The organism is Betaproteobacteria bacterium (assembly GCA_016791345.1).
Lineage (GTDB): Bacteria > Pseudomonadota > Gammaproteobacteria > Burkholderiales > JAEUMW01 > JAEUMW01.
Map to the genome: position 1 here is coordinate 1 of JAEUMW010000340.1, position 8,642 is coordinate 8,642.

The following is an 8,642-nucleotide window of genomic DNA, read 5'->3' on the forward strand; positions in this document are numbered from 1 at the left end:
CGAGCACCGCGAGCTTCTGACCAGTACGCCGCTGCCCGCGGAGATCGAAGCACGGTTTGCCAGGCTCGCGCAGGAATCGATCGAGGAGCAGCGCAGGATCGAGGCGACGGATGAGCTGCCGTTCGAGGAGTACCGTCTTCGTTATCTCTCCAAGGAGCGGCTGGGCGTCGACTGACTGCCCGGGCGCGGGGCGCGTGAGGCATCGCGACCTTTGATGATCGCTGCATCGTCTTGCTTGCGGCGTCGACGACGCCGGCTGCGCGCGGAAGGCTGACCGCTCCGAGCGGGTCGGTCGCATCGGGGCGGCGACTATAATGCCGCCGCATGCACCTCGACGACTTCGACTACGTCCTGCCGCAGGAACTCATCGCGCAGTACCCGCAGGCCGAGCGCACGGCGAGCCGCCTGCTGCATCTCGACGGCACCTCGGGTGCGTGGGCGGACCGGCTGTTCCGTGATTTGCCGGAACTCGTTCGCCGCGGCGACGTGCTGGTGCTCAACGATACGCGCGTGATCAAGGCACGGCTGCGCGGGACCAAGGCCTCCGGCGGCAGCATCGAGGTGTTGATCGAGCGCGTGCTCGATCGCGAGCATGCGCTCGCCCAGATCCGCGCGAGTCACCCACCGCGCGAGGGCAGCGTGCTTTATCTGGCGGACGACGTGCGGGCGACCGTGCTCGGGCGGCTCGGCGGGTTCTTTCGGCTGCGCTTCGAGAGCGAGGTCTTCGCGCTGCTCGAACAGCATGGGGCGACGCCGCTGCCGCCTTACATCGATCGCGCGCCGGAGCCGTGCGACGAGGAGCGTTACCAGACCGTCTACGCGCGCATGCCGGGCGCGGTCGCCGCGCCCACCGCAGGCCTGCATTTCGACCCGGCACTGCTGGCGACGCTGCAGGCGAACGGGGTCGCGCTGGCCTGGGTGACACTGCACGTGGGAGCGGGAACATTCCAGCCGGTGCGGGCTGTGAACGTGCGCGAGCACCAGATGCACAGCGAGTGGTACGACATCCCGCCGGCCACGGTCACGGCGATCCAGGCGACGCGGACGCAGGGAGGGCGCGTCATCGCGGTCGGCACGACCACGCTGCGCGCACTGGAGGCGGCGTCTCCCGACGGTGAAGTGCAGGCGGGCCGCGGCGAGACCAATCTCTTCATCCTGCCGGGATACCGGTTTCGCGCCGTGGACCGTCTCGTCACCAACTTCCATCTGCCGCGCTCCACCTTGCTCATGCTGGTGGCCGCCTTCGGCGGACTCGACGCGGTGCGCTCGGCGTACCGGCACGCGGTACGGGCGCGTTACCGCTTCTACAGCTACGGCGACGCGATGCTGATCGACCGTGCGCAGACGCGATGAGTCTCGCGTTCCAGGTTCTCGCGCAGGATGGTCGCGCCCGCCGCGCACGACTTGCGCTGCCGCACGGCGAGGTGGAAACACCGGCGTTCATGCCGGTCGGCACCTACGGCAGCGTGAAGGCGATGAGCCCCGCCGACCTGCGCAGCATCGGCGCGCAGATCGTGCTCGGCAACACCTTCCACCTGTGGTTGCGACCCGGGCTCGAGACCATCGAGGCGCACGGCGGGCTGCACCGCTTCATGGGCTGGGACGGGCCGATCCTCACCGACTCGGGCGGCTTCCAGGTCTTCAGCCTGGGCGAACTGCGCAAGATCACGGAGGAGGGCGTGCGCTTCGCCTCGCCCGTCAACGGCGACCGCCTGCTACTCACGCCGGAGACTTCGATGCACATCCAGCGCGTGCTCGATGCCGACATCGTGATGGTGTTCGACGAGTGCACGCCGTATCCGGCGGACGAGGGGCAGACGCGCGATTCGATGGCGCTCAGCCTGCGCTGGGCGGAGCGGAGCAAACGTGCGCACGCGGGCAATCCGAACGCACTCTTCGGCATCGTGCAGGGCGGCATGTTCGAGCATCTGCGCGAAGCCTCGCTGGCGGGGCTGCAGGCGATCGACTTCGACGGTTACGCCATCGGCGGGCTGTCGGTGGGAGAGCCGAAGGCCGACATGATGCGCATCCTGCAGCACACGGCCGCGCTGCTGCCGGCGGATCGACCGCGCTATCTGATGGGGGTCGGCACGCCCGCGGACCTGGTGGATGCGGTACAGGCGGGCATCGACATGTTCGACTGCGTGCTGCCGACGCGCAACGCACGCAACGGCTGGCTCTTCACCCGGCACGGCGTGATCCGACTCAGGAACGCGCGCTATCGCACGGACCTGGCACCGGTGGACGAGGCTTGCACCTGCTACACCTGCCGGCATTTCACGCGCGCGTATCTGCATCATCTGCATCGGGTCGGCGAGATCCTCGGCGCGCGCCTCAACACAATCCACAACCTGCACTACTACCACGAGCTCATGGCCGGCTTGCGCGAGGCGATCAGTGCGCGCCGGCTCGACGCGCACGCTGCCGCGGTCAAGCAGGCGCTTGCCGCGACGTGCTAGAATCGCGGGCTTTTACGGGCGGCGGGCCATTGCCTTGCCGGTCCCTGGCTTCGGAGAGTGCACCCCATGTTCATCTCGCAGGCTTTCGCGCAAACGGCTCCCGCTGGGCCGGCCGGCATGGATTGGATCAGCCTGTTTCCGCTGATCCTGATGTTCGTCATCCTCTATTTCCTGATCATTCGCCCCCAGACCAAGCGCGCCAAGGATCAGAAGGCGATGCTCGAGGCGCTGCAGAAGGGCGACGAGGTGGTGACCGCGGGTGGCGCGGTCGGTCGTGTCACCAAGGTGGGTGATGCCTACGTCACCCTCGAGGTGGCGCCCAATGTCGAGATCCACGTCCAGAAGCCGGCGGTGACCACGCTGCTGCCCAAGGGAACGCTCAAGTCCCTCTGATCGGTAAGGTCCGGGCATGAACCGTTACCCGCTGTGGAAGAACGCGGTCGTCGCGATCGCGATTCTGATCGGCGTCATCTACACGCTCCCCAACTTCTTCGGCGAAGCGCCGGCGGTGCAGATATCGCCGGTGAAGGCGACGCTGAAGTCGGACGCGGCGCTGCTCGAACGCGTGCAGACCGCGCTCAAGAGCGGCGACATCGCAGCCGATGGCATCGTGCTCGACAACGTCGGCGTGAAGGCGCGCTTCCGCGACACCGACGTCCAGATCAAGGCCAAGGATCTGCTCAACCGCACGTTCAATCCGGACGAGAAGGATCCCTCCTACATCGTCGCGCTGAACCTTCTGTCGAACACGCCCGGGTGGCTGACCAAGCTGCGCGCGCTGCCGATGTATCTCGGTCTCGACCTGCGCGGCGGCGTCCACTTCCTGCTGGAAGTGGACATGAAAGCGGCGATCACCAAGCGGCTCGACGGTGTGGCCACCGAACTGCGCACGCAGATGCGCGATCGCAACATCCGCCACGGCGGCATCACGCGGGAAGGCAACTCCGTCGTGGTCCGCTTCCGCGACCAGGAGGCCTTCGACAAGGGTGAACGCCTGATCAAGGACACGCAGACCGACTTCGAACTGGCCACGACCACGGATGCCGGCGAATCGAGGATCCGGATGACGCTCAAGCCCGAGGCGCTGCGCAAGACGCAGGAGGCCGCGGTGCGCCAGAACATCACTACCCTGCACAACCGCATCAACGAGCTGGGCGTCGCCGAGCCGGTGATCCAGCAGCAGGGCGCGGAGCGCATCGTGGTGCAACTGCCCGGCGTGCAGGACACCGCCAAGGCGAAGGACATCCTCGGCCGCACCGCATCCCTGGAAGTGCGCATGGTCGACGACAACGCCGACCTCGCTGCGGCGCTGGCCGGCAATGTGCCGTTCGGCACCGAGCTCTTCACCGAGCGCGGCGGCTCGCCCCTGCTGGTGAAGAAGCAGGTGGTCCTGACTGGCGACCGGCTCACGGACGCACAGGCGGGTTTCGATGGTCAGACCGGCGAGCCGGCGGTGCACCTCACGCTCGATGGCGCCGGTGCGCGCATCTTCCAGCAGGTGACGCGCGAGAACGTCGGCAAGCGCATGGCGATCCTGCTCATCGAGAGAGGCAAGGGCGAGGTCGTCACGGCACCGGTGATCCGCCAGGAGATCGGCGGCGGGCGCGTGCAGATCAGCGGACGCATGACCACCACCGAGGCGAACGACGTCGCGCTCCTGCTGCGCGCCGGATCGCTGGCGGCGCCGATGGAGATCATCGAGGAGCGCACCATAGGGCCGAGCCTGGGCGCCGACAACATCCGCAAGGGCTTCCATTCCACCTTGTACGGCTTCCTCGCGATCACCGTCTTCATGTGCCTGTACTACTCGGTGTTCGGCGTCGTGTCGGTGGTGGCGCTCGCGGTGAACGTGCTCCTGCTGGTGGCCTTGCTGTCGATGCTGCAGGCGACGCTGACGCTGCCCGGCATCGCGGCGATCGCGCTTGCGCTGGGCATGGCGATCGACGCCAACGTGCTCATCAACGAGCGCATCCGCGAGGAGATCCGCAACGGCGCCACCCCGCAGGCGGCCATCAACACCGGCTACGAGCGGGCCTTCGGCACCATTCTCGATTCCAACGTCACCTCGCTCATCGCCGGCGTGGCACTGCTCATCTTCGGCTCGGGACCGGTGCGCGGCTTCGCGGTCGTGCACTGCCTCGGCATCGTCACCTCGATGTTCAGCTCGGTCGTGGTGTCGCGCGCGCTGGTCAATCTCATCTACGGCGGCCGCAAGGTGAAGAAGCTCGCCATCGGCGACACCGACTGGCACAAGCGCGCCGGCCCGCCGAGCACGCCGGCGCCAAGCGCGCCCTAGAGCGCAGGGACAGGACCCAGCATGGAGTTTTTCCGCATCCGGCGCGACATCCCGTTCATGCGCCATGCGCTCGTGTTCAACGTCATCTCGTTGATCACGTTCCTGCTCGCGGTGGCGTCGCTCGCCACCAAGGGGCTGCACTTCAGCGTCGAGTTCACCGGCGGCACGGTAATGGAGGTGAGCTACCCGCAGGCGGCCGACCTCGAAAAGATCCGCGGCTCCCTGGACCGCCTCGGCTTCCCGGACGCATCCGTGCAGAACTTCGGCACGTCGCACGACGTGCTGCTGCGGCTGCCGCTCAAGCAGGGTGTCTCCAGCGCGCAGCTTTCCGAGAACGTGATGGCGACGCTCAAGCAGGATGCTGCCGACGTCGAACTGCGGCGGGTCGAGTTCGTCGGCCCGCAGGTCGGCAAGGAGCTCGCCACCGACGGCGCGCTTGCGCTCCTGTTCGTCTGCGTCGGCATCATGGCGTGGCTCGCGCTGCGCTTCGAGTGGCGCTTCGCGGTGTCGGGCATCATCGCCAACCTGCACGACGTGGTGATCATTCTCGGCTTCTTCTCGTTCTTCCAGTGGGAGTTCTCGCTGCCGGTGCTGGCGGCCGTGCTGGCGGTGCTCGGCTATTCCGTGAACGAGTCGGTGGTGATCTTCGACCGGATCCGCGAGAACTTCCGCAAGATGCGCAAGGCCAGCGTGCCGCAGATCATCGACAACGCCATCACCAGCACGATGTCGCGCACCATCATCACCCACGGCTCGACGGAGTTGATGGTGGTGTCGATGCTGCTCTTCGGCGGCCCCGCGCTGCACTACTTCGCACTCGCGCTCTTCATCGGGATCCTCTTCGGCGTCTACTCCTCCGTCCTGGTGGCGGCGCCGCTCGTGATGTGGCTCGGCGTCTCGCGGTCGAATCTGGTCAAGCCGGAAAAGAAGGACACGACCGGCGGGGCGACGGTCTAAGCCCGAGCGCGCGCCGTGGAACTCTTCGCGACGTTCTGGGACCTGGTCGTCCACCTCGACCACCACCTGCTGGAGCTCACGCAGACGTATGGCACGTGGGTGTACGCGATCCTCTTCCTCGTGATCTTTGCGGAGACGGGGTTCGTCGTCACGCCCTTCCTGCCCGGGGATTCGCTGCTTTTCGTGCTCGGCGCGCTGGCGGCTGCCGGGGCGCTGGACATCGGACTGCTGATCCTGCTGCTCACGATTGCGGCGATCGCCGGCAATCAGGTGAACTACGCAATCGGCCGCTACCTCGGGCCGCGCATCTTCAAGTCGGGCGGGGCGCGATTGCTCAAGCCCGAATACATGCAGCGCACGCACGAGTTCTTCGAACGGCACGGCGGCAAAACCATCATCATCACCCGCTTCGTGCCCATCGTGCGCACGTATGCGCCGTTCGTGGCCGGACTGGGTGCGATGGAACCGGGGCGCTTTACCGTCTACAACGTGGCGGGAGGCGTGCTGTGGATCGTCTCGCTCACGCTCGCCGGGTATTTCTTCGGCAACATCCCGATCGTGAAGAACAATCTCACGATCGTGATCTTCGCCATCATCTTTCTTTCGATTCTGCCGGGCATCATCGAGTACCTGCGCCACCGCCGGGCGGGCGCCTGACCGCGTCTGCTCAGATCCGTCGCGCGAGTTCCGCTGCCTTGCCGAGGTAGGTCGCCGGCGTGAGCGCGGCGAGCCGCTCACGCTCGGCTTCCGGCAGATCCAGGCTCTGGATGAATTCGCGCAGCGCCTCGGGGGTGATGCCGCCCTTGCCGCGCGTGAGCGCCTTCAACTGCTCGTACGGATTCGGCAGGCCGTACCGGCGCATGACCGTCTGCACGGCCTCCGCGAGCACGTCCCAGTTGTCGTCGAGATCTTCGGCGAGACGCACGGGATCGGCCTCGACCTTGGCGAGTCCGCGGGCGAGCGACCGGTAGCCGAGCAGACTGTGTCCGAAGGCGACGCCGACGTTGCGCAGCACGGTCGAGTCCGTGAGGTCGCGCTGCCAGCGTGACACCGGCAGCTTCTCGGCGAGGTGGCGCAGCAGAGCGTTGGCCACGCCGAGGTTGCCCTCGGAGTTCTCGAAGTCGATCGGATTGACCTTGTGCGGCATGGTCGAGGAGCCGACTTCGCCCGCCACTGCGTGCTGGCGGAAATAGCCGAGCGAAATGTAGCCCCACATGTCGCGATCGAGATCGATCAGGACGGTGTTGAGGCGCGCGAGTGCATCGAAGAGTTCGGCCAAGCCGTCGTGCGGCTCGATCTGGATCGTGTAGGGATTGAACTCCAAGCCCATCGACTCGACGAACCGGCGCGCGAACCCCTCCCAGTCGACTTCCGGATACGCAGCGAGGTGGGCGTTATAGCTGCCGGTGGCGCCATTGATCTTGCCGCGGATCGCTACCGCCCCGATGCGCGCACGGCCTTCGCGCAGGCGGTAGACGAAGTTCGCGATCTCCTTGCCGAGTGTCGTCGGCGTGGCCGGCTGGCCGTGGGTGCGCGCGAGCATCGGCAGGTCCGCGTGCAGGTGGGCAAGCTCCGTCAGACGGCGCTCCAGCGCCTCGATCTCTGCGCTGAGCACGCCACGCGCGGTGCTCACCATGAGCGCGTACGCGAGATTGTTGATGTCCTCGGACGTGCACGCGAAGTGGATGAAGCCGACTGCGTCCTCGAGCTCGCTGTTGCCGGCGACCTTCTCCTTGAGCCAGTACTCGATCGCCTTGACGTCGTGGTTGGTCTCGCCCTCGATCGCCTTTACCCGATCGGCATCGGATTCCGCGAACGTCTCGACGAGGCCCTGCAGCGTCGCTCGTGCGGAGGAACTGAACGGGCGAATACCGTCGATCTCCGCCGTCTCGGCGAGCTGCAGCAGCCAGGCGATCTCCACCGCGATGCGATGACGGATGAGTCCGAACTCGCTCAGGTCGCGGCGCAAGGCGTGCAGCTGGCGCGCATAGCGGCCGTCGAGCGGTGACAGGGCGGTGAGCGGCGTGACGGGAATCGTCGGCATGGGAAGACCTTCGGTGCGCGGGAATGTTAGCACAGGGGTGAGGCGCACTCGATGGGCGTGCAGCGGAGGCGGTGCGGGATGCCTGGCGCGCGGGCGATGCTATACTCGGACTCACTTCAGAGTGATCATCCGTCATGAAACTGATAGGCACCAGGACCAGTCCGTACACGCGCAAGGTGCGCGTCGTCCTCGCCGAGAAACGCATCGAATGCGCGTTCGTGGAGGATGCGCCGAACGAGCCCGGCAGCCGCGTCCCGCAGTTCAACCCGTTGGGGAAGATCCCGGTCCTGGTGATGGAGGACGGTTCGTCGCTCTACGATTCGCGCGTGATCGTCGAGTATCTCGATTGCGCATCACCGGTGTCGCGGCTCCTGCCCGACATCAACCGCGAGCGGGTTCAGGTCAAGCGCTGGGAAGCGCTGGCGGACGGCGTGTGCGATGCGGTGGTTGCCATCGTCGCCGAGCAGCGGCGCCCGGCGGTCAGGCAGGAGGCGGCGTGGCTCGAGCGCCAGTCGCAGAAGATGGAACGCGGCGTTGCCACGATGGCGGCAGATCTCGCGGAGCGGAACTGGTGCTGCGGCGACAACTACGGTCTTGCCGACATCGCCGTCGGCATCGCACTCGGCTACCTCGATCTGCGCCGTCCCGAGTTCGACTGGCGCGGCACCCATCCGAACCTTGCCGCGCACGCCGAGAAGCTCTTCAAGCGTCCGTCGTTTCGCGACACCGCACCGCCGGCGGCATGATCACGCTGCGGCAGCGGTGTCGCTGCTGGCGATGATGCCGCCGCCGAGGCAGACCTTGCTCTCGTAGAGCACGACCGACTGGCCCGGCGTCACCGCCCACTGCGGCGCTGCGAATTCCACTTCGACCCCTTCCTCGTCGA

Annotated in this window: 10 protein-coding genes; 8 read left to right on the forward strand and 2 right to left on the reverse strand. The window is 66.8% G+C overall.

The window, feature by feature from the left end; all coding sequences use genetic code 11:
- From JNK68_13375 to JNK68_13405, 7 genes are all read left to right on the forward strand, one after another.
- The coding region (locus JNK68_13375) for a glutamate--cysteine ligase (GenBank protein ID MBL8541347.1) at window positions 1-175 on the forward strand (175 nt) is incomplete at its 5' end.
- Between the two features lie 149 nt (window positions 176-324).
- Window positions 325-1,353, forward strand: a complete 1,029-nt coding sequence (queA, locus tag JNK68_13380) for a tRNA preQ1(34) S-adenosylmethionine ribosyltransferase-isomerase QueA (GenBank protein ID MBL8541348.1) — start codon at window positions 325-327, stop codon at window positions 1,351-1,353.
- Complete coding sequence (tgt, locus tag JNK68_13385) at window positions 1,350-2,459, forward strand: tRNA guanosine(34) transglycosylase Tgt (GenBank protein MBL8541349.1); 1,110 nt, start codon at window positions 1,350-1,352, stop codon at window positions 2,457-2,459. Before queA ends, tgt begins: the two co-directional genes overlap by 4 nt.
- 66 nt (window positions 2,460-2,525) lie before the next feature.
- Complete coding sequence (yajC, locus tag JNK68_13390; protein ID MBL8541350.1) at window positions 2,526-2,852, forward strand: preprotein translocase subunit YajC; 327 nt, start codon at window positions 2,526-2,528, stop codon at window positions 2,850-2,852.
- Between the two features lie 16 nt (window positions 2,853-2,868).
- Complete coding sequence (secD, locus tag JNK68_13395; protein ID MBL8541351.1) at window positions 2,869-4,755, forward strand: protein translocase subunit SecD; 1,887 nt, start codon at window positions 2,869-2,871, stop codon at window positions 4,753-4,755.
- A gap of 21 nt (window positions 4,756-4,776) precedes the next feature.
- Window positions 4,777-5,712, forward strand: a complete 936-nt coding sequence (gene secF, locus JNK68_13400) for a protein translocase subunit SecF (protein MBL8541352.1) — start codon at window positions 4,777-4,779, stop codon at window positions 5,710-5,712.
- Window positions 5,713-5,727: 15 nt separating this feature from the next.
- Window positions 5,728-6,369: a DedA family protein gene (locus tag JNK68_13405; protein ID MBL8541353.1), complete on the forward strand. Its 642-nt coding sequence runs from the start codon at window positions 5,728-5,730 to the stop codon at window positions 6,367-6,369.
- Between the two features lie 10 nt (window positions 6,370-6,379).
- On the opposite strand, the gene purB is transcribed toward JNK68_13405, so the two are convergent.
- Complete coding sequence (gene purB / locus JNK68_13410) at window positions 6,380-7,747, reverse strand: adenylosuccinate lyase (protein ID MBL8541354.1); 1,368 nt, start codon at window positions 7,745-7,747, stop codon at window positions 6,380-6,382.
- A 143-nt stretch (window positions 7,748-7,890) separates the two neighbouring features.
- Here purB and JNK68_13415 point away from each other — a divergent pair, with 143 nt between their 5' ends.
- A complete protein-coding gene (locus tag JNK68_13415) occupies window positions 7,891-8,502 on the forward strand; it encodes a glutathione S-transferase (protein ID MBL8541355.1) in 612 nt (203 codons plus the stop codon).
- Here the strand turns inward: JNK68_13415 and mnmA are convergent.
- Window positions 8,503-8,642: tRNA 2-thiouridine(34) synthase MnmA (mnmA, locus tag JNK68_13420; protein ID MBL8541356.1), on the reverse strand; the 140-nt coding region annotated here is incomplete at its 5' end.

Bases quoted from the DNA above. Each gene is read 5' to 3' on its own strand.
- queA (MBL8541348.1), top strand. From the start codon at position 325: ATGCACCTCGACGACTTCGACTACGTCCTGCCGCAGGAACTCATCGCG.
- tgt (MBL8541349.1), top strand. From the start codon at position 1,350: ATGAGTCTCGCGTTCCAGGTTCTCGCGCAGGATGGTCGCGCCCGCCGC.
- yajC (MBL8541350.1), top strand. From the start codon at position 2,526: ATGTTCATCTCGCAGGCTTTCGCGCAAACGGCTCCCGCTGGGCCGGCC.
- secD (MBL8541351.1), top strand. From the start codon at position 2,869: ATGAACCGTTACCCGCTGTGGAAGAACGCGGTCGTCGCGATCGCGATT.
- secF (MBL8541352.1), top strand. From the start codon at position 4,777: ATGGAGTTTTTCCGCATCCGGCGCGACATCCCGTTCATGCGCCATGCG.
- JNK68_13415 (MBL8541355.1), top strand. From the start codon at position 7,891: ATGAAACTGATAGGCACCAGGACCAGTCCGTACACGCGCAAGGTGCGC.